Here is a 472-nt window from a genome sequence, read left to right on the forward strand (position 1 = left end):
TATTCGGTTGCCAGCTTTATATGCTCTTGCCCCCGTTTGTCATCCATACGCAATTTATTGTTAGCCGCACTGCGAATCACATTGCGGTGTTTATTGGCTGTCGTGACAAGGTCAGGGTGGCTGCTGTCGTGCATCGCGTGGGCAATATAGGGTCTGTCTGGGTTACCGCCCATAAAGGCAATCGCAACGTCGGTGCCATCAATCAGTGGAAAGTGAAAACCATAACGGTCACCCGCATACGGTCTAGCCAACCTTATCCATAGGCTTTCGTTGCCTTTTTTCCACGTTTTTAAGTCAAAATTGAATTTTACACGGTATCGCCCTTGGGTGTCGATATAACCATAAGTGTCGTTATCTGGACTGGTTACCCTTGCAGGTAAGGTGCCGCTAATTTGCGGCCAAGCAATAGGGGCTGGGCGATACGGTTTTAAACTATTAAAGGGAATGGCGGTAAAGCTGAGCTGGTAAGCAT

The 472-nt window shown here is 48.1% G+C and carries 1 protein-coding gene; it reads right to left on the reverse strand.

Annotated elements, in window-relative coordinates; genetic code table 11:
- Positions 1-472, reverse strand: a 472-nt coding sequence (gene vgrG / locus O970_RS09745) for a type VI secretion system tip protein VgrG (RefSeq protein WP_133459500.1), incomplete at both ends; no start/stop codon positions are given.

This window comes from Candidatus Schmidhempelia bombi str. Bimp (assembly GCF_000471645.3).
GTDB classification, from domain to species: Bacteria; Pseudomonadota; Gammaproteobacteria; order Enterobacterales; family Orbaceae; genus Utexia; species Utexia bombi.